This is a genomic window from Verrucosispora sp. NA02020 (assembly GCF_013364215.1).
GTDB lineage: Bacteria > Actinomycetota > Actinomycetes > Mycobacteriales > Micromonosporaceae > Micromonospora.
In genome coordinates this window covers 1,898,439-1,916,745 of the sequence record NZ_CP054923.1, presented here as the reverse complement: position 1 = coordinate 1,916,745, position 18,307 = coordinate 1,898,439, and the positions used below count along the sequence as shown (strand labels likewise).

The following is an 18,307-nucleotide window of genomic DNA, read 5'->3' as shown; positions in this document are numbered from 1 at the left end:
ACGGCTCAGACGAGGCTCAGCCCGCCGTCGACCGTCAGCGTCTGACCGGTGAGGTAGTCGCAGCCGCCGGTGACCAGCAGGTGCACCAGACCGGCCAGCTCCGCCGGCTCGCCGACCCGGCGCAACGGCACCCGGGCGGTCAACTCGGCCTCCACGGCCGGCTCCCGGTCGAGCCGGGCGGCGAGCAGCGGGGTACGGATCGCTCCCGGGCAGACGGTGTTGGCGGTGACGCCGTACGGGCCGTACTCCAGCGCGAGCTGCCGGGTGAACGCGATGACAGCCCCCTTCGCGGCGGCGTAGCCGGCGCGCTGCGGGATGGGGCGCAGCGCGGTCAGCGAGGCGACGGTGACCACGGCGCCGCCGCCGCGCGCCACCAGGTGCGGCAGCACCGCGCGGCAGACGTGGAAGGCGGTCGACACGTTGGTGTCCAGGTTCCACCGCCAGTCCTCGTCGGTGGTGTCCACCACCGAGCCGGCGCGGACCGCACCGGCGGCGTTGACCACACCGGAGAGGTCGCCGTGGGCGGCGAGCGCCTCGGCGACGACCGCCGTCACCCGGGCCGGATCGGTCAGGTCGGCCTGGTGGACGCTCACGCCCCGCGTACCGCAGGCCCGCGACGCGGCAGCGAGTCCGTCGCCGTCCCGGTCCACGAGCGCCACCCGGTGGCCCTCGGCGGTGAGGCGACGGGCACAGGCCAGTCCGATACCGGAGGCGGCGCCGGTGACCAGCACGGTGGCCGGGACGCGCCCCCCACCGAAATCGGAAGGATTCTCGGATGACGTCATTCGGCGACGCTATCAACGCAGGTCACCGTGGTGAAGTGCGGGAACTCACCGTGCTGCGGGGCGGACGGCTGCTCACCGCCGACGCCACGCCGACTGTGGTCGACCTGGTGGTCGCCGGTGAGCGGGTCCGGGCGGTTGAGCCGGTCGGCACCGTCGACGCCGGCACGATCGTCGACGTCGACGGCCTCGACGTCCTGCCGGGCGCCATCGACCTGCACGTGCACCTGCGTGATCCGGGACAGACCCACAAGGAGACGGTGGAGACCGGCACGGCCGCCGCAGCGGCCGGCGGCACCGCCCTGGTCTGCGACATGCCGAGCACCCAGCCGCAGGTCACCTCGGTCGCGCGCTACCGGGAGAAGATCACCTCCTGGAGTGGACGCGCCACGGTGGACTTCGCGCTCTGGGCCGGCGGCACCGACCCGGCCGCGCTCGCCGCGATGGCGGACGCCGGGGCGATCGGCGTCAAGATCTACATGGCCACCGCCCCCGGCTTCGAGGAGCTCTACTCCGCCGACGCGGCCGCCGTCGCCCGGGTGCTGGAGGTCTCCGGCCGGCTCGGCTGGGCGGTCGCGGTGCACGTCGGCGACCAGCAGGCCAGCGACGCCCACCGGGACCGGCTCATCGCCGCCGGGCGGCGCGACCCGGCCGCCGTCCTCGAGGTCACCCGGGGACCCGGCAACCTGTCCGGCCTGCGGACCGTCCTCGACCTCGCCACCGCCACCGGACAGCGGGTGCACCTGGCCCACCTCAGCGCGTACGGGCTCGACGCCCTGGACCTCTTCGCCCGCGCACGGGCCGGGCATCCCGGACTGACGGCGGAGACCTGCTTCCCGGCCCTGAGCGAGGAGGAGGACCTGGTGACGCAGGGGGTCTACGTGCTGCCGACGGTCTTCTCGGCGACGGCCCGGCGGCGGTGGCTCAGCGCCCTCGCCGACGGGGTGGTCGACGCCGTCGCCACCGACCACGCGCCGCACACCCGGGCCGAGAAGGACCGGGGCCGCGACGACGCCTGGGCGGCATCGCCGGGATACCCGGCGCTGGAGACGTCCCTGCCGCTCGCCTACGCGGCGATGCTCGACGGTGACCTCACTCCGCAGCGGCTGGTCGACGCGGTGGCCGGCGCCCCGGCCCGCATCCTCGGGCTGCCCCACAAGGGCCGGCTGACGCCGGGGTCCGACGCCGATCTGGTCCTCTTCGACCCGGCCGGTAGCTGGCGGGTGGACCAGGCGACAATGCGGTCGAAGGTCGGGTGGAGCCCGCTGCACGGACGAACCCTGCGGGGCCGGCTGCACGCCACCTGGCTGCGGGGACGACCGATCGTCCACGATGGTGAGATCCTGGAGCCCGGTGGCGGACATTTCGTCCGTCGGCCGGGTGCCGGCGACACGAATCCGGGACGGGGTTGAGACGACTGTGACGGGTACCCACGGCACCCAGCCGACGTTGCGGGACGTGGCTCGGGTCGCCGGCGTGCACCTGGCCACCGCCTCGCGCGCACTGAGCGGATCCAAGAGCCGGCCGGTGAACTCCCGCACCGAGGCGCTGGTCCGGCAGGCCGCCGCCGAACTCGGCTACGTACCCGACCAGATGGCCCGGAGCCTGCGCACCCACCGCAGCGCGGCGATCGGCGTGCTGATCCCCGACATGTCCAACCCGGTCATGCCACCGCTGGTGCGCGGCGCCGAGCAGGTGCTCGCCCGGCACGGTTACACCACGCTCTTCGCCGACACCGACAACGACCCGGTGGCCGAGGCCAAACGCCTCGGCATGCTGCTCTCCTGGCGGGTCGCCGGCATCATCCTGGCCACCGCCCGCCGGGACCAGCCGCTGCCGGTGGAGCTGACCGCGTCCGGAGTGCCGGTGGTGATGATGTCCCGCAAGGTCGACGCCACCACCGTCCCGTCGGCGACGGTCGACGAATCGGTCGGCGTCGCACAGGCGCTGGACCACCTGATCGGCCTCGGGCATCGACGGATCGCCTACCTCGGCGTACCCCTCTGGACCTCGGCCGGGCACGAACGGTACGTCGCCTTCCAGCACATCATGCGCGACCGGGGCCTACCGGTGCCCGAGGGCTACGTCGTCGCCCGGGAGGGCTACTCGGAACGGGACGGCGAGAGCGCACTGGCCGCCCTGCTCGCCGACGACGAGCCACCCACCGCGGTCCTGGCCGGCAACGACATGATGGCGCTCGGCTGCTACGCCGCGATCCGCGCCGCCGGCCTGAGCTGCCCCGGGGACATCAGCGTGGTCGGCTACAACGACATGCCGCTGACCGACCGCGTCGACCCGGCGCTGACCACGGTACGGGTCCCCTACTTCGACGTCGGCCGTCGGGCGGCGACCCTGCTGGTCGAGGCACTCACCGACGGCGACGCGCTGGACCACTCGGTCCGGCTCACCCCACGGCTGGTGGTACGCGCCTCGACCGCACCGGTCCGCCCTTGCCTGCCACAGGACACCGGGCAGAGTGGGTAGACAACGTCCCGAGCACGTCGATCCGGAGGTGCGGCCGTCAGGTGGTGGTGGCGGGGCGGCCGACGGCCCGTAGCTCCGAGAGCGCCGACGCGAAACCGTGCAGCATGTCCGTGGCCTCGGTCAGCCGCGCCGCGGAAGGGTGCTCGCTGTTCGGCCGGTACTCCTCGGCCAGATACCCGGCGGCGGCCACCACCAGCCGCTCGTACGCCCCCACACCGGCGTCCAACTGCCCGGTCAGCGCCTCGTGCGCCTCGGCCAGCGCGGGACGCGCGTCGGGTGGCGCGAGGCGTACCGCACGTTCCACGCTCGCCACCCGGGTCGCCAGCTCGCGCAGCGACTGCTCGGCCGCGGTGGCCTCGGCGACGGCGGGTTCGGCGAAGCCGGTCAGCCGGCCGCCCATGGACGCCAGGGTCGACGCCGCCCGGTCCAGTCGTTCCCACGGCTGGGCCGCGCTGGTGCCCCGGAGGGCGCCACGGGACCGGGCGCGGCGTACCTCGGCCACCACGCCGGCACCGACCGGGAGTCGTTCCACGGCCGCGACCAGGCGGGCCCGACTGCGGGCGGCGGCCTGGGCGGGGTCGAGCGCGGGCGGGGCGGGCTGGGCGGCCAGTGCCCGCAGGTCCACCCAACGCCAGGCGGCCAGGGCGGTGGAGGCGCCTGCGGCGGCGGCCCAGGCGGCGTCGGCGAGGCCGATACCGGCGTACGGGGTCAGGATGACGGTGGCACCGCCGAGCCCACCGGCCAGTACGCTCCACCGGCGGGCGGAGCGGCGAAGCTTGCCCAGCCGGCGGAAGTAGCGGGTGCGCTCGTCTGTTGCCACCGTCGCCTCCTTGACGCCTCGGTTCAGCCGGCGGCGCTGGCGTCGCCGGGGTTGCGATCCCGGTTCATGCTGGCGCGCAGCTCGTCGAGGCGGGCCACACCGGGGTCGTTGGTCTGCGCGGCGGGCTGCTGGCCACCGACGGCGTCCCGGTCGGCGGTGCCGCCGAGCTGCTCACCGGCCATGCTGGCGCGGATCTGGTCGAGTCGGGCCGACCCGGCCACGTCCAGCGTAGCCTTCTGGATCTCCAGCATCCGGCCCTCGGCCGAGTTGCCGGCCAGCTCGGCGCGGCCCATCGCGGTGGAGTAGCGGCGTTCGATGCGGTCGCGGACCTCGTCCAGGCTGGGCGTGCTGCCGGGAGCGGTGAGCGCCGACATGGACTCCAGCGAGGAGGCCACCGTCTCCTGCATCTTGGCCTGTTCGAGCTGGCTGAGCAGCTTGGCCCGCTCGGCGAGCTTCTGCTGGAGGATCATCGAGTTGTTCTCGACCGCCCGGCGGGCCTGGCCGGCGGCGGCGAGCGCCTGGTCGTGCAGGGTCTTGAGGTCCTCGGCGGCCTGCTCCGAGGAGACGAGCTGGCTGGCGAGCGTCTGCGCGGACTGCTCGTAGCGTCCGGCCTCGGTCTCGTCGCCCTTCGCCCGGGCCTGGTCGGCGAGGACCAGCGCCTGCCGGGCGTTGCTCTGCAACCGCTCGACGTCCGACATCTGCCGGGAGAGCTTCATCTCCAGTTGCCGCTGGTTGCCGATCACCGCGGCGGCCTGCTGCACGAGCGCCTGGTGTTGCCGGTGCGCCTCGTCGATCGCCTGCTGGAGCTGCACCTTGGGATCGGCGTGCTCGTCGATTCGGGCGCCGAAGAGCGCCATCAGGTACTTCCACCCCTTGACGAACGGGTTCGCCATCTCCGCCGTATCCCCTCAGTCACGTTCGCTGCGCCAACCGCCATGTCCGGCCGGCCCAGCTCGGCCACCGGCGATGGTGGGTCCATCGTCCCCGCCGAGCGCCAGCACGGCATCCGTACCGGCGCGAGGGGGACGCTGCGATCAACCCTACGCGGCGGTCGCCACCTCGACCATCGGCCGGCGGCTCACGCGGTGTGGAACACGCTCAGGCGGCGCAGACCACGTCCCGCTCGGTGCGCTCGGCGGAGCGGACCCGGGTGCTGCGCAGGGTCGCCTTGAGCGGGGACTCCTGGCGCACCGCGACCGCGACGGAGCCGTCCGAGCTGACCTGGCGGACCGGTCGACCGGTGGACTTGTGCACCGCCGTCGCGCCGACCGGAGTCGCCTCGGCCGGCTCGTCCTGCACCGGCACCAGCACGCCCGGCAGCTGCTCGGCGAGGGCGACGGTGTCGCTGACCTCGCGCAACAGCTCGGACAGACGGGCGCCGAGGGCGTCGCAGATCGCGGCGAGCAGTTCGCTTGAGGGTTCCTTCTGGCCGCGTTCGATCTCGGACAGGTAGCCCAGGCTGACGTTGGCGGCGGAAGAGACCTCGCGCAGCGTGCGGTGCTGCCCCTGCCGGCGCGCCCGTAGTGCGTCACCGATCACCCGGCGTAGCAGGACCATCGCACCTCCCCTGAGGGACACAGTTCGCCCGGCCGCCGGCCCGGTGGTGCGCACCGGCTCCGACTGTCGGAGCTTTCCCGCAACCGTACCCGTTGTGGGCCGCCGCGACATCCCGCCCCGCCCTCCTAGCTTGCGGCAGCGGCGTCCTTCTGCACGTGGGCGGTGACCATCCGCAGCGCCTCGGTGACGGTTTCGCCCCGAATGTGGTCCCGGCTGCCGTCCAGGTGGAGTTCGCGGACCTCGCTGCCGTGCGGGCCGGCGACCGCGACGTAGACCAACCCGACCGGCTTGCCGTCCTGCGGCTCCGGGCCGGCGACGCCGGTGGTGGCCAGGCCCCAGTCGGCGCCGCAGCGCCGCCGTCCGCCCTCGGCCAGGGCGGCGGCCACGTCGCCGTCCACCGGGCCGCGCGCCGCCAGCAGATCCGCCGGTACGTCGGCGAGCTGTTCCTTCAGCTCGGTCGCGTACACCACCAGCCCGCCCCGGTAGACCGCGCTCGCCCCGGCGACCTCCACGATCGTGGCGGCCAGCAGTCCACCGGTCAGCGACTCGACGGTGGCGAGGGTCTCCCGCCGCTCGGTGAGGCGGTGCACCACACCGGCCGCCGCGCTGCCCATCTGTCCTTCGCCCTCTGTGACACCCACGCCCTGCATCCTTCCCGACGAGCGGGCGGTCTACCCGCCGCACCGCCGGGCGATCGATCAGCGGATACGCCGCAGCCGCAGAGCCTGGGCGACGTAGTCGAACCCGGTGACCACCGTCACCGCGACCGCCGCCGCCATGATCCACGGGCCGACCACGGCCAGACCGTCGGGCATCGGCCAGAGATACCAGGTGATGGCGAGGATCTGGAGCGCCGTCTTGACCTTGCCGCCCCGGCTCGCCGCGATCACCCCGCGCCGGATCACCCAGAACCGCAGCGCGGTGATGCCCAGTTCGCGGGCGAGGATGACCGCCGTCACCCACCAGGGCAGTTGGCCGTACCAGGAGAGCAGCAGCAGGGCGGCACCGGTGAGCGCCTTGTCCGCGATCGGGTCGGCCACCTTGCCGAACGCGGTGACCAGCGAGAACCTGCGGGCGATCCAGCCGTCGACCAGGTCCGTCGCCGAGGCCACCACGAAGATCACGCAGGCGATGGTCTGCCACCCGGCGTGCGTCATGCCGGAGACCGCCACGCAGGCGGCGAAGACCGGCACGAGCAGCAGCCGCAGCGCGGTCAGCGCGTTGGCGGCGTTGACCACCGGGACCACCCGGGCCACCACGGGAAGCGGCGTGGACTCCGTCGCCTCGGTCATCGGCCCGCTCTCCGGCAGCACACCTGGTCGCTCCCCCGCTTCCTCCTGGCCGGCGGTCACCGTGTCGCGCCGGGCGCCGCCGAGATCATCTCATCGGGTACGGCGACCAGGTCGACGCCCTCGGTGTCGGTGACGGTGGCCCGGACCAGGTCACCGGGGCGCAGCGCGGCCAGGTCGACCCCGCCGCCGTCCGGGGCGACCAGGGTGGTGGAGCCGTCCACCTCGGGAGCCTGGTGCGCGGCCCGCCCCTCGACCACGCCGCCGTCGACCGAGTCCACGAGCACCTCGACCGTGGCGCCGAGGCGGTCCTCGGCGCGCTGCGAGCACAGCTCGTCGGCGAGGGCGCTGAGCTTGTCGTACCGGCGCTTGATGGTGGCGGCGGAGACCTTGCCGGGCAGTCCGGCGGCCTCGGTGCCGTCCTCGTCGCTGTAGTCGAAGACCCCGATCGCGTCGAGCCGGGCCTCGGTGAGGAAACGGACCAGTTCCTCGTAGTCGGCGCGGGTCTCGCCGGGGAAGCCGACGATGAAGTTGCTCCGCGCCCCGGCCTCCGGCGCCAGGGCACGGGCCGAGGCCAGCAGGTCCAGGAAGCGGTCGGTGGAGCCGAAACGCCGCATCCGGCGCAACACGGGCTCGCTGGAGTGCTGGAACGACAGGTCGAAGTAGGGTGCCACGCCGGGCGTGGTGGCGATCGCCTCGACCAGGCCGGGCCGGGTCTCGGCCGGCTGGAGGTAGCTGACGCGTACCCGGACGATGCCGTCGATCACCGCGAGCTGCGGCAGCAGCTTCTCCAACGCGCGGGGGTCGCCCAGGTCCTTGCCGTACGAGGTGGAGTTCTCGCTGACCAGCACCAGCTCCCGGACACCGCTCTTGGCCAGCCACTCGGCCTCGGCGAGCAGCTCGTCCGGCGTACGCGAGACGAACGCGCCCCGGAACGCCGGGATCGCGCAGAACGTGCACCGCCGGTCGCAGCCGCTGGCCAGCTTGAGCGAGGCCACCGGACCGCTGTCCAGGCGGCGACGCAGCACCGGACGCAGGTGCGCCGGGGTGTGCTCGTCCACCTCGGCCACCGTGCCGTGGCCGGGCAGCGACACCGCGCTGTCCCGCCGGGCGACCGGGGTCAGCGGCAGCAGCTCCCGCCGGTCGCGGGGGGTGTGCGCGGCGAACTCCCGCCCGGCCACGACCGCGTCCAGCCGGGACGCGATGTCCGGGTAGTCGTCGAAGCTGAGCACCGCCTGCGCTTCGGGGAGGCTGTCGGCCAGCTCCCGGCCGTACCGCTCGGCCATGCAGCCGGCCGCGACCACCTTGGCGCCGGTGTCGGCGGCGGCCAGCAGCGTCTGGATCGAGTCCTGCTTGGCCTTCTCCACGAAACCGCAGGTGTTGACCACCACCACGTCGGCGCCCTCGCCGTCGGTGGTCACCTGCCAGCCGTCGGCGTGCAGGCGGGCGGCCAGCTCCTCCGAGTCGACCTCGTTACGGGCACAGCCCAGGGTCAGCAGGGCGACCCGGCGGCCGTCGGCGGGCTGCTCCGGGTCGCGGGGCGACGCCGGACGCACCGCCTGGGAGTCGTCGACAGGAGAGGTGGCAGACACCATCCGAGGGTACCGGGCCACCGGGCACCGGCCGACAGCCCGGCCGGACCCCGACCGACCGGAGGCGGACGGGTCGTGCGCGCTCGGGCCGACCGGGCAGGGCGCGCGGCGGCCGACCGGGCACGGTAGGGCCGGACGTCAGGCGGCCGGGGCGAGGACCGAGACCAGGCGGTCGAGCAGGAACACCTCGGTGCCGGCCAGGCCGACCGAGCAGAAGACCGAGATCTGGTCCGCGTCGGCGCGGCCGGGTGCCGTGCCGGCCAGCACCGCGCCCAGGTCGCGCAGGCGGGCGGCGTACGGCGGCTGGGCGGCGAGCATCGGCGGGACGTACGCGCCCGCCTGCTCCGGGGAGTCGCTGGCCAGCACGGCCGCGGCGTCGAGGAGGTCGGTGCCGAACTCGGCCCGGTCGGACTGCTTGAAGCCGACCGCGTTGACGTGCGTACCCGGGGAGACGTCGGCGGCGGTCAGCACCGGCGTGGTGGACGTGGTGGCCAGCACCACCACGTCCACGTCCCGGGTGGCCCGGCGCACGGTGTCCACCGCGCGGGCTGGGACGCCGAGTTCGGCGCGGACCCGGGCGGCGAACGCCTCCCGGCGGGCCGCCGAGCGGCTGTGCACGGTCACCTCGCGCAGCGGTCGTACCGCGGCGGCGGCCCACACCTGGGCCCAGGCCATCCGGCCGGCACCGATCACGCCGACCGTGGCGGCGTCCGGGCGGGCCAGCGCGTCCACCGCGACCCCACCTATCGCGCCGGTCCGCCGCGAGCCCAACTCCTCCCCCACCGCCACCGCCCGCACCACCCCGCTACGCCCGTCGTGCAGCACCACCACCTGCTCGGCACCCGGGTGCCCGAAGGTGTCGTACGACCGGTAGCCGTACCACTCGTCGCGCAGGTGCCCGGCGGTCAGCACCATCCGGCCCCCGCCCAGCGGCGCGGCGGCCCGGGGCGGGGCCACCAGTCGTCCCTCGTACGCGGCGAGCAGGGCGTGGCGCATCGCGTCCACGGTGGTCGCGGCGTCCAGCGCGGCGGCGACCTCCGGATCGGTGATGAGGACCGTCATGCCTGCCATCGTGCAAGTTGAAGTCACCTTGAGGTCCACCTCCGGTGAGCGTTCTCACCCGGGCCGTCCGCCGCGTCCGGTGCTACGGTCGGTCACGACGGCCCGCGTGGCCGTCCCGGACGAGTCGTGGGCGTACCCGGTGAGCCAAGACGCCCCGCGTGATGGACCCGACTCGTCCCGGCGCCCCGGTGGCCCGGGCGGCCCCGAAGAGGTGACCCGATGGCCTGGATCGCACTGGTGATCTCCGGACTTCTCGAGACGGCGTGGGCGATCGCCCTGGACCGCAGTGCCGGCTTCACCCGACCCGTCCCCTCCGCGGTCTTCGCGGTGACGCTGGTGCTCAGCATGGGCGGCCTGGCGTACGCGCTGCGCGAGATCCCGGTCGGGACCGGCTACGCGGTGTGGGTCGGCATCGGCGCGACCGGCACCGCCCTGGTCGGCATGCTCGTCCTGGGCGAGTCGGCCAGCCTGCCCCGACTGCTCTGTCTGCTGCTGATCGTGGCCGGTGTGGTGGGGCTCAAGATCTATCACTGATCCGTGTCCGGGGTGCTGTTTGGACGGCACGCCGGTATGGGTACTGGCCGATCAACGACGAGTTGACCACCGGAGGAGATCATGGCCAACATGCACGCAGGCACCCGCCCGCGCACCAACGCCGCCCGCATCTGCACGATCGCGGGCTTCGTCTTCGCCGGCCTCGCGCTGTTCCTGTTCCCGCTGCTGTTCGGCCTGGTCGCCGTCGGGCTCGGGGTCGCCGGCGCGGTGCAGGGCGACAAGCCGCTCGGCTGGTACGCCGCCGGGGCCGGCGTGGCCGCGATCCTGCTCAACCTGGTCCTCGCGGCAGCCCTCGCGAGCTGACCCGCGACACCGCAGACGAGGAAGGGCCCGCCGGACGTCCGGCGGGCCCTTCCTCGTGTACGGGTCGGTCCGGTGTGACGGCGCCGACCGATCGGCCAGGAGCCACCGAGGTCAGCCCTCCGTGCCCCGCAGGCCGTCCAGGACCTCGTCCAGCTCGTCCGGCTTGATCAGCACCTCGCGGGCCTTGGAACCCTCGGAGGGGCCGACCACGCCCCGGGTCTCCATCAGGTCCATCAGGCGACCCGCCTTGGCGAACCCGACCCGCAGCTTGCGCTGGAGCATCGAGGTCGAGCCGAACTGCGACGTGACCACCAGCTCGACCGCCTGCACCAGCAGGTCCAGGTCGTCGCCGATGTCCTCGTCGATCTTCTTCTTGTTCTCCTGGGCGGGGGCCAGCACGTCGGAACGGAACTCCGGCTCGCGCTGGTCCTTGCAGAACTTGACCACGTCGCCGATCTCGCGCTCGGTGACCCAGGCGCCCTGGATCCGCACCGGCTTCGACGCGCCCATCGGCAGGAACAGGCCGTCACCGCGCCCGAGCAGCTTCTCCGCGCCGGGCTGGTCCAGGATGACCCGCGAGTCGGCCAGCGACGAGGTGGCGAACGCCAGCCGGGACGGCACGTTGGCCTTGATCAGACCGGTCACCACGTCGACCGAGGGCCGTTGGGTGGCCAGCACCAGGTGGATCCCGGCGGCCCGGGCGAGCTGCGTGATCCGGACGACCGAGTCCTCCACGTCACGCGGTGCGACCATCATCAGGTCGGCCAACTCGTCCACGATCACCAGCAGGTACGGGTACGGGCGCATCTCCCGTTCACTGCCCGGCGGCGCCTTGATCTCGCCGTTGCGGACCTTGCGGTTGAAGTCGTCGATGTGCCGGACCCCGTTGGCCGCCAGGTCGTCGTAGCGCATGTCCATCTCGCGGACCACCCACTCCAGCGAGTCGGCGGCCTTCTTCGCGTTGGTCACGATCGGGGTGACCAGGTGCGGGATGCCCTCGTAGCCGGTCAGCTCGACCCGCTTCGGGTCGATCAGCAGCAGCCGCACCTCGTCCGGCGTGGCCCGGGTCAGGATGGACATCAGCAGGGAGTTGAGGCAACTGGACTTCCCGGCGCCGGTGGCGCCCGCGATCAGGATGTGCGGCATCTTGGCCAGGTTGGCCACCACGAACCCGCCCTCGATGTCCTTGCCGAGGGCCACCACCATCGGGTGGTGGTCGCTGGTGGCCGCCCGCGACCGCAGCACGTCACCGAGCGCCACGTTCTCCGGGTCGGTGTTCGGGATCTCCACACCGACCGCGCTCTTGCCCGGGATCGGGCTGAGGATCCGCACGTCCGGCGACTTCACCGCGTACGCGATGTTGCGGGAGAGCTGGGTGATCCGTTCGACCTTGACGCCGTGGCCCAGCTCGACCTCGTACCGGGTCACCGTCGGGCCCCGGGTGAATCCGGTGACCGCCGCGTCCACGTCGAACTGGTCGAAGACCCCGGTCAGCGCCGCGATCACCTCGTCGTTGGCCTTGCTGCGGCTCTTCGGCGCGGCTCCGGTGCTCAGCATGTTCGCCGGCGGCAGCGTGTAGTCCCCGGCCATCCCGGTCAACGCGAGCTGCTCGGCCCGGGTCGGCGCGGGCGAGTGCTCCGGCGGCTCGGCCGGCTTGCGGCTGGCCGGCACCCGGGACGGTGCCTTGCGCGGCAGGACCACGGTCTCCTGGAGGTCCACCCCGTCCAGGTCCTCGAAGTCGTCCGGATCGATCGGCGGAGGAGTCCGCTTCGCCGGCCGTCGCCGGGACGGCGCGGCGGGCGTCTCCGCCTCGGCCTCGTCCTCCTCCTCGGTGCGGCCGATCACCGCCCCGGCCAGCAGGCCGAGCCGCTCGGGCACCTTGTTGATCGGCGTCGCGGTCACCACCAACAGCCCGAACACCAGCAGCAGGAGCAGCAGCGGCACCGCCACCCAGGCGGTGACCGCGCGCTCCAGCAGGCTGCCGACGCCCGCGCCGACCAGGCCACCGGCGAAGTCCCGCTCGGTCGGGTCGGACGGCTGCTGACCGATGTGCAGCATCGCGGCGGTGGCGACCAGCATGGAGCCCCAGCCGATCACGCCGCGTCCCCGGTGCTCGGGATCGCCGGGTTGCCGCATCAGCCGCCAGCCGCCGATGCCGAGCAGCACCGGCACCACGATGGAGATGGCACCGAGGAACAACCGGATCGTGTCGGCGAGTTGGGCACCCAGCGGGCCGGCCCCGGAGAACCACAGTGCACCGGCGGTGAGCAGGGCGAGGCCGATCACCAGCAGGCCGGCGCCGTCGCGGCGGTGCTCCGGGTCGATGTCGGCGGCGGAGGCGGCCTGACGGCCGGTGGCGCGTACCGCCCACCCGACGCTGTGCGCCAGGCCCATCCACACCGCACGGACCGCCCGGCCGACGTACGCCGCCGGGCCCGGCCCCCGGGCCGTGGTGCGACGCCGGACCGGCGCCCGGGTCTTCTTCGCCGGTTGGCGCGCACGACTGTTGTTCGTGCCACCGCGCGGCGACGCGCCGCGTCGGCGACTCGCCTGAGAGGTACGGCCCGCCATAGCATCACCGTAACGGCGGGCCCCGGGATACGCCGGTCTTACTGGTCGCGTCCGCGTGTCGCAGCGCGGCCACCGCCGCGTGCCGTGATATTCGCCCCATGGAAGGGTGCCCGATGGCGTCGCCGGAGTTCGAGGACGGACCGTTGGCCGGCCATCCGTCGGCACTGCGGCCGTTGACGCACGACCTCGTCACGGCCGTGTTGGCGCACCGGGGCCACCCCGTCACCGCCGACGGGGGTGCGCTGGTCGGCCGGTGGGCCGAGGGCCACGTCTGGTTCCTGCGCGCCGGGGACGACGGCGAGATCCTCCAGGTACGCATCGTGGCCACGCCCGCCTTCGGCCTCGACGAGGTGCCCCGGTTGCACGAGTTCTGCAACACCTGGAACCACGACCTGTTCTGGCCCAAGGCGTTCGTCCACGTCGACGACGCCGGACGGGCCCGGGTCTGCGGCGAGGTGATCACCGACCTGGAACGCGGCGTCACCCCGCACCAGCTCGACCGGCTGCTCGACCGGGGCATCTCCACCGGCCGCCGGCTGGCCGCCGAGGTGGGCCGGCTCGTCGGGTCGGAGCGGCCGTGACCGGCTGGCCGACCGGTCCCGGACGTGGCCGCCAGCGCAGCCGGACCACCGCGCCGGTCCCCGGCGAACGGCCCGCCGACGCGTTGCACGTCGCCCGGGACATGCCGGACGGCGAAGCGCGCATCGCCGAGGTGGAACGCGTCGCCGTCCGCGCCGAGGCGGCCGGTGACCCCGCCACCGCCCGGGCCGCCTGGTCCGAACTGGTCGAGACGCACCTGCGCGGCGGCGAGCGGTGGCGGCTCTTCGAGCCCGTCCGGCGCTGCCTCGACGCCGCCGCCCGCGCCCGGTCCACCCCCGGCGACCCCGACGACGACACGCTGCGCCGCTACCGCCGGTACGCCGCCGAAGCCCTGCTCGGCACCCCGCGCATCGGCCTCGACCAGGCCGCCCACCTCCTCGACACCGACACGGGCCCGGGGGTGACGGCGGACCGGGACGACGCGGTGGTGGCGCAGGTGCGCTGCCGGATCGCCGACCATCTCGGCGACGAGCCCGCCGCCCGGCACTGGCTGCGCCGGTGGCAGGCCGCGCCCGCCGACCCGGCCGCCGGATGTCCCGACTGCCTGCCGGTACGCCAGGCCGAACTGCTCGCCGGCTGGGGCGACTGGACGGAGGCGCTCACCGCCGTCGCGTCCGTGCTGGACGGTCCGGACGGCTGCACCGCCCAGCCCGAAGCGGCCCTGACCGGGGCACTGCTGCCCTGGCTGCGGGCCGGCGAGACGCACCGGGCGGCCCGCGCCCACGTCCGGGCGTACCGGCGGCACCGGGTCGAGCCCGACGGGTTCGGCCACCTCGCCACGCACCTGCGCTTCTGTGCCCTCGGCGGGCACCTCGGGCAGGGGCTGGCGATCCTGGTCGCGCAGTTGCCCCGGCTGGACCAGCCGCACGACGACCGGTCGGTGATGGAGTTCACCGCCGCCGGTGCGCTGGTCTGCGCCCGCGCCGCCGCCGACGGCGACCGCCCGGTGCACCGGCCGGCATACCGGGGACGGCCGGCGGCGCAGGTCACGGTGAGCGCGCTCGGCACCGAGCTGCTCGCCGTCGCCACCGCGCTCGCCGGCAGTTTCGACGCCCGCAACGGCACCGGCCACCAGTCCGGCCGGATCGCCGCCTGGCTGGCCGAACGCCCGCTGGCCGAGCCGGTGCCGCTGCCGGGTGAGGACGAGATCGAGCCGGACGACGAGCCCTGGCCCGGCGACCCGACGCCGACCGGCAGCGGGACCGGGGCCGAGGTCAGGACGGACGACTCCGCCGGTCAGACGGCGGACGAGGTAGGTGCACTGACCGTACGGATGATCACCGAGGCGTTGGACCGGCGGGGCGACGGGTACGCCCTGGACCCGACCGGCACCGTGCTCGGGCGCTGGGGCGACGCGGTGATCCAGTTCCGGCGGGCCGGGGAGCGCGGCGAGATCCTGCACGCCCGGGTGGTCGCCGGTCGTCGGCTGCCGGCCGCCCGTCGGGCCGAGGCGTACGCGTTCTGCAACGGGTGGAACCGGGACCGGCTGCTGCCCAGCGCGTACGTGCACGATCCGGGCGAGGGTGAACTGGTGCTGGCCGGCGAGGTGACCACCGACCTGGCGTACGGGGTGGCCCCGGCACAGGTCACGGTCCTCGTCGACGCGGCGGTCCGCACGGGCGTCGCGTACGCGGAGGCGGTCGCCGCGCTGCCCTGAGCGGACATGCGCCGGCCCGGCCGGACGGGACGCGTCCGACCGGGCCGGCGGGGAATCAGCGTCGGCTGCCCAACGTGGCGAAGTTCTGCGTGGTGAGCAACGTCAGGTTGTTGCGTTGCAGGATCTCGTTGACCGGCTGGTAGAACGTCGTGCCACCGCGTACGCAGTCGCCCGAGCCGCCGGAGGTGACGCCCTGCGCCTGGCTGCCCGAGATCCACGAACCGCCGGAGTCACCGGGCTCGGCGCAGACGTTCGTCCGGACCAGCCCGCTGACCAGTCCCTCCGGGTAGCGGACGGTGGCGTTGCGGGCCTGCACGGTGCCGCAGCGTACGCCGGTGGTGGAGCCGGACCGGCAGATCGACGACCCTGCGGGCACCTCCTGCGAGCCGGCGACCCGGGCGATGCCGCCCCGGAAGTCGGTCACCTCGGGCAGCACCCGGGTGTTCTGGTTGACCTGCACGAAGGCCCAGTCGTCGCCGGGGAAGGAGGAGGCCCGGAACACACCCTGCAACTCGCCGTCCGGCCCCGAGGTCCGGGCACCGACCCGGCCGCAGTGCCCGGCGGTCACGTAGCCGCCGACCACCGCGAACCCGACCGAGCAGCGGCCGGCGCCGACGAAGAAGGGCTCGCCGCCACGGACGTCGGCGAAGAGTCGCGGCTGCTCCTCGGTGGCCATCCGGACCGCCTGCCGGGGTACGCCCGCACGGGCCACGAAACGCCAGCCGGCCGCTTCGGCACCCGGTGCGGCGAGCACCACCACCGTGTTGGTGGCGACGTCGACGTACCAACCGGAGACGTTCTCGGCCCGCCCGGCGGTCCGGTCCATCCGGGTCTTGATCGCGTCGAGCTGGCCGACGCCACGCTCCACCACCTTCGGCACCGCGCCGGTGGCGCGTACCCGCTGTGCCTGGGCCTCGTCGGCGACCGCGACGTTGAGCTGGGCGCCGTCGGCGCTCAGCCAGCTACCGGCGTAGTCCCCGCCGAGGTCCGACCGGAGCTGCTCGACGACCCCGCTGGCCCAGCGTTCGGTCTTCAGCCGCGCCGCGACCTGCGCCTGGTCCAGCCCCAGGTCGCGACGCATGGCCTCGACCACCTCCGCGTCGGCGCCCGCCACGGCCTGACCGGTCGGCGCGGTGCTCGGCGCGCCGCCGTCACCGGCGAAGGACGGCAGGGCCACCGCCGCCGCCGCGCCCAGCGCCGCCACCACGACACCGATGGCTGTCAATCGTCTGCGGTCCATCCGCCATGCTCCTCCCGGCCGGCGCGGGGCACGCCTGCCGGATCGGAGTACGGGCGGATGGACCGAACGGTTCAGACTTCGACGACAGTGGGCACGATCATCGGCCGGCGCCGGTAGGCGTCGTTGACCCACCGACCCACCGTGCGACGAACGATCTGCTGGAGCTGGTGCGGGTCGGTGATGCCGTCCGCAGCGGCCCTGTTCAGGGCCTCGGTCACCAACGGGATCACCGCGTTGAACGCCTGCTGGTCCTCGGAGAAACCCTTGGCGGAGACGGTCGGCCCGGCGACCACCTTGCCGGTCACCGAGTCCACCACCACCGTCGCGGCGATGAACCCACCGTCACCGAGGATGCGACGCTCGGTGAGCAGCGATTCGCTGACGTCACCGACGGCCAGTCCGTCGACGTAGACGTACCGGCTCTTGACCCGTCCCACCAGGCTGGCCCGGCCCTCCACGAGGTCGACCACGTCGCCGTCCTCGCAGAGCACCACCCGGTCGGCCGCCACCCCGGACTCGATGCCGAGCCGGGCATGCGCCCGCAGGTGCCGCCACTCGCCGTGCACCGGCATCAGGTTGCTGGGCCGCACCACGTTGAGCAGGTAGAGCAGTTCACCGGCGGGCGCGTGGCCGGAGACGTGCACCTTGGCCACGTCCTTGTGCACCACCACGGCACCGGCCCGGGCCAACCGGTTGATCACCCGGTAGACCGAGGTCTCGTTGCCCGGCACCAACGACGAGGCGAGCACCACCGTGTCGCCCGGGGCGATGGTGATGTGCCGGTGGTCGCCGCTGGCCATCCGGCCCAGGGCGCTCATCGGCTCGCCCTGCGACCCGGTGGACATCAGCACGATCTGCTCGGGCGGCATCGACGTGGCCTCGTCCAGGCCGACCACCAGGCCCGCCGGGATGTTGAGCAGCCCCAGGTCGCGGGCGATGCCCATGTTGCGCACCATGGACCGGCCGATCAGCGCGACCTTGCGGCCGTGCTCCAGCGCCGAGTCGAACACCTGCTGCACCCGGTGCACGTGCGAGGCGAACGAGGCGACGATGATCCGGCCGCGCGCCTTGGCGAAGATCGAGTCGAGGACCGGGCCGATCTCCCGCTCCGGGGTGACGAAGCCGGGGATCTCCGCGTTGGTGGAGTCCGAGAGCAGCAGGTCCACGCCCTCGGCGCCGAGCCGGGCGAACCCGGCCAGGTCGGTGATCCGGCCGTCCAGCGGGAGCTGGTCCATCTTGAAGTCGCCGGTGTGCAGCACCAGGCCGGCCGGCGTACGGATGGCCACCGCCAACGCGTCCGGGATCGAGTGGTTGACGGCGAAGAACTCGCACTCGAACGGACCGAGTCGCTCCCGGCCGCCCTCCCGCACCGTCAACGTGTACGGCTGGATCCGCCGCTCCGCCAGCTTCGCCTCGACCAGCGCCAGGGTGAACTGGGAACCCACCAGCGGGATGTCCGGCTTGTGGGCGAGCAGGTACGGCACCGCGCCGATGTGGTCCTCGTGCCCGTGGGTCAGCACGATCGCCTGGACGTCGTCGAGCCGGTCGAGGATGGGACCGAAATCCGGCAGGATCAGGTCGACACCGGGCTGCTCCACATCGGGGAAGAGCACGCCGCAGTCGACGACCAGCAGTTTGCCGTCGTACTCGAAGACGGTCATGTTCCGGCCGATGGCGCCGAGCCCGCCGAGCGGGGTTATCCGCAGTCCGCCCTCCGGCAGCGGCGGGGGAAGTTGGGCCTCCTCGTTGTGCGCCTCGGTCACGCGTTCACCTCATTCTGCGACGCCGTCACCCG

At 73.8% G+C, this 18,307-nt stretch carries 17 protein-coding genes and 1 riboswitch; of the genes, 6 read left to right on the top strand and 11 right to left on the bottom strand.

Annotated elements, in window-relative coordinates:
• Positions 1 to 5: 5 nt before the first annotated feature.
• Positions 6 to 785, bottom strand: coding sequence for an SDR family NAD(P)-dependent oxidoreductase (locus HUT12_RS08430; protein ID WP_131054072.1), 780 nt, complete (start codon positions 783 to 785; stop codon positions 6 to 8).
• A gap of 35 nt (positions 786 to 820) precedes the next feature.
• On the opposite strand from HUT12_RS08430, the gene HUT12_RS08425 reads away from it, so the two are divergent.
• Positions 821 to 2,194: a dihydroorotase family protein gene (locus HUT12_RS08425; RefSeq protein WP_176093019.1), complete on the top strand. Its 1,374-nt coding sequence runs from the start codon at positions 821 to 823 to the stop codon at positions 2,192 to 2,194.
• A 7-nt stretch (positions 2,195 to 2,201) separates the two neighbouring features.
• The gene (locus HUT12_RS08420; RefSeq protein WP_176093018.1) at positions 2,202 to 3,266 is read left to right on the top strand and encodes a LacI family DNA-binding transcriptional regulator; all 1,065 of its coding nucleotides are present in this window, start codon (positions 2,202 to 2,204) and stop codon (positions 3,264 to 3,266) included.
• Between the two features lie 37 nt (positions 3,267 to 3,303).
• On the opposite strand, the gene HUT12_RS08415 is transcribed toward HUT12_RS08420, so the two are convergent.
• The 7 genes from HUT12_RS08415 to HUT12_RS08385 form a co-directional block, all read right to left on the bottom strand.
• On the bottom strand, positions 3,304 to 4,086 hold the full coding sequence (locus tag HUT12_RS08415) for a hypothetical protein (protein WP_176093017.1): 783 nt from the start codon (positions 4,084 to 4,086) through the stop codon (positions 3,304 to 3,306).
• A gap of 23 nt (positions 4,087 to 4,109) precedes the next feature.
• Positions 4,110 to 4,979: a PspA/IM30 family protein gene (locus tag HUT12_RS08410; RefSeq protein WP_131057729.1), complete on the bottom strand. Its 870-nt coding sequence runs from the start codon at positions 4,977 to 4,979 to the stop codon at positions 4,110 to 4,112.
• Between the two features lie 205 nt (positions 4,980 to 5,184).
• Positions 5,185 to 5,643 carry a helix-turn-helix domain-containing protein gene (locus tag HUT12_RS08405; RefSeq protein ID WP_131057730.1) on the bottom strand — a complete coding sequence of 153 codons (459 nt, stop codon included), beginning with the start codon at positions 5,641 to 5,643 and terminating at the stop codon, positions 5,185 to 5,187.
• 125 nt (positions 5,644 to 5,768) lie between these two features.
• Entirely contained in the window at positions 5,769 to 6,257 is a 489-nt protein-coding gene (locus HUT12_RS08400) for a CinA family protein (RefSeq protein WP_176095697.1), read from the bottom strand.
• Between the two features lie 84 nt (positions 6,258 to 6,341).
• A complete protein-coding gene (pgsA, locus tag HUT12_RS08395) occupies positions 6,342 to 6,935 on the bottom strand; it encodes a CDP-diacylglycerol--glycerol-3-phosphate 3-phosphatidyltransferase (RefSeq protein WP_131057602.1) in 594 nt (197 codons plus the stop codon).
• A 56-nt stretch (positions 6,936 to 6,991) separates the two neighbouring features.
• Positions 6,992 to 8,527 (bottom strand): 30S ribosomal protein S12 methylthiotransferase RimO, encoded by a 1,536-nt coding sequence (gene rimO / locus HUT12_RS08390; protein WP_236146047.1) that lies wholly within the window; start codon positions 8,525 to 8,527, stop codon positions 6,992 to 6,994.
• Between the two features lie 135 nt (positions 8,528 to 8,662).
• A complete protein-coding gene (locus tag HUT12_RS08385) occupies positions 8,663 to 9,586 on the bottom strand; it encodes an ornithine cyclodeaminase family protein (RefSeq protein ID WP_176093016.1) in 924 nt (307 codons plus the stop codon).
• A 93-nt stretch (positions 9,587 to 9,679) separates the two neighbouring features.
• Positions 9,680 to 9,745: riboswitch (guanidine-III (ykkC-III) riboswitch) on the top strand.
• Positions 9,746 to 9,805: 60 nt separating this feature from the next.
• Here HUT12_RS08385 and HUT12_RS08380 point away from each other — a divergent pair.
• Together HUT12_RS08380 and HUT12_RS08375 are read left to right on the top strand one after the other, a co-directional pair.
• Positions 9,806 to 10,120 carry a multidrug efflux SMR transporter gene (locus HUT12_RS08380; RefSeq protein WP_131057162.1) on the top strand — a complete coding sequence of 105 codons (315 nt, stop codon included), beginning with the start codon at positions 9,806 to 9,808 and terminating at the stop codon, positions 10,118 to 10,120.
• Between the two features lie 90 nt (positions 10,121 to 10,210).
• Positions 10,211 to 10,444 carry a hypothetical protein gene (locus tag HUT12_RS08375; protein ID WP_343232793.1) on the top strand — a complete coding sequence of 78 codons (234 nt, stop codon included), beginning with the start codon at positions 10,211 to 10,213 and terminating at the stop codon, positions 10,442 to 10,444.
• Between the two features lie 111 nt (positions 10,445 to 10,555).
• Here the strand turns inward: HUT12_RS08375 and HUT12_RS08370 are convergent, their stop codons facing one another.
• Positions 10,556 to 13,015, bottom strand: a complete 2,460-nt coding sequence (locus tag HUT12_RS08370) for a DNA translocase FtsK (RefSeq protein WP_176093015.1) — start codon at positions 13,013 to 13,015, stop codon at positions 10,556 to 10,558.
• Between the two features lie 113 nt (positions 13,016 to 13,128).
• On the opposite strand from HUT12_RS08370, the gene HUT12_RS08365 reads away from it, so the two are divergent.
• Together HUT12_RS08365 and HUT12_RS08360 are read left to right on the top strand one after the other, a co-directional pair.
• A complete protein-coding gene (locus HUT12_RS08365) occupies positions 13,129 to 13,596 on the top strand; it encodes a YbjN domain-containing protein (RefSeq protein WP_131057877.1) in 468 nt (155 codons plus the stop codon).
• A gap of 101 nt (positions 13,597 to 13,697) precedes the next feature.
• Positions 13,698 to 15,272 carry a YbjN domain-containing protein gene (locus HUT12_RS08360; protein ID WP_176095696.1) on the top strand — a complete coding sequence of 525 codons (1,575 nt, stop codon included), beginning with the start codon at positions 13,698 to 13,700 and terminating at the stop codon, positions 15,270 to 15,272.
• Between the two features lie 55 nt (positions 15,273 to 15,327).
• Here the strand turns inward: HUT12_RS08360 and HUT12_RS08355 are convergent, their stop codons facing one another.
• Positions 15,328 to 16,512: a S1 family peptidase gene (locus tag HUT12_RS08355; protein WP_176093014.1), complete on the bottom strand. Its 1,185-nt coding sequence runs from the start codon at positions 16,510 to 16,512 to the stop codon at positions 15,328 to 15,330.
• A 71-nt stretch (positions 16,513 to 16,583) separates the two neighbouring features.
• Positions 16,584 to 18,275 carry a ribonuclease J gene (locus HUT12_RS08350; protein ID WP_131055346.1) on the bottom strand — a complete coding sequence of 564 codons (1,692 nt, stop codon included), beginning with the start codon at positions 18,273 to 18,275 and terminating at the stop codon, positions 16,584 to 16,586.
• Positions 18,276 to 18,307: the final 32 nt, after the last annotated feature.